Source organism: Vibrio sp. 1731 (genome assembly GCF_033339955.1).
Lineage (GTDB): Bacteria > Pseudomonadota > Gammaproteobacteria > Enterobacterales > Vibrionaceae > Vibrio > Vibrio alginolyticus.
Map to the genome: position 1 here is coordinate 1 of NZ_JAWOVO010000104.1, position 1,256 is coordinate 1,256.

General features: G+C 43.2%; 1 protein-coding gene. It reads left to right on the forward strand.

The genetic code is table 11. The annotated features are described in order from the left end of the window. Positions 1 to 22: 22 nt before the first annotated feature. A protein-coding gene (locus R7035_RS25485; protein ID WP_151514398.1) for an IS3 family transposase occupies positions 23 to 1,227 on the forward strand; the annotation gives its coding sequence in 2 pieces (ribosomal slippage) (positions 23 to 374 and positions 374 to 1,227; 1,206 coding nt in all). Positions 1,228 to 1,256 lie beyond the last annotated feature (29 nt).

Sequence of the window (1,256 nt, forward strand, 5' to 3'; positions counted from 1 at the left end):
ACCCCCAAAATTGGAGAGTGTTATGAAATCAACAACTAAAAGAACTCAGCGCGATTACTCCCTCGCTTTTAAACTCACTGTAGTTGATGAGGTTGAAAAAGGAAGCCTCACTTACAAACAAGCCCAAGAGAAGTATGGCATCCAAGGTTGCTCTACGGTTTTGGTTTGGCTTCGTAAGCATGGTCGACTAGATTGGTCTAAAGGGACACCTAACTTTATGTCCAAAGGAGACTCTATGGCCGAGTTCAATTCACCTCCTACACCAGAGCAACGTATTAAAGAGCTTGAGAAGCAGCTCGAAGATGCTCAACTCAAAGCCGACTTCTTTGAAGCTGTCGTGAACGTTATGGAACGTGACTATGGTGTTAGAGTGACAAAAAAGCACAAAGAAGCGTTGTCCAAGAGAAAACCATAGTAGGTTTGAGCGTTACGAAGTTTTGTCAGTTAGTACAAATCTCTCGCCAAGCTTATTATAAGCAATGCCAAACTCAATCTCGTTGTGAACATCATGAGCATGCTGTCATTGGCTTTGTCCGTGAAGTCAGGCTGAAGCAGCCACGCATTGGCACGCGTAAACTGAAGTTCTTAGCAGCAACAAAGGGCATTCAAATAGGTCGCGATAAGCTCTTTGAACTTCTCAGAAAACATCGGCTGTTAGTGAGAGCAAGACGAGCCTATCACCGAACGACTGACAGCCGTCATCGATTTTTCTGTCACCCAAACAAAGTGAAAGATGGGCTGACACCAACGAAGCCAGAACAACTGTGGGTTGCTGATATTACTTACTTGCCAACTCAAAATGGAGAGAGTTATCTCAGCTTGGTTACAGACGCTTATTCAAGGAAGATTGTTGGTTTTTATGTGGATGACAACATGAAAACTCAATCAGTTAAGCGGGCATTTATCTCAGCTCTCAGGCAACGGCAGAGTGAAGAAAAGCTAATACACCACTCAGATAGAGGCTCACAATACTGTTCGAAGGAATATCAAGATATCCATAAGAAACATAGAGTGACTTGCTCAATGACTGACGGGTATGACTGTTATCAGAATGCTTTAGCTGAGCGTGTAAATGGGATACTCAAAATGGAGCTCTTGCTGAAGAAACCGAAAGATCTGAAAGAAGCAAGGACGATGGTAGCAGAGTCCGTAGATATCTATAATCAAATGAGGCCTCATACGGCTTTAAAATACAAAACGCCCGATGAAGTACATCGAGCGTTTTAGTTAAAAAGTGTCAACCCATATCAGGACGG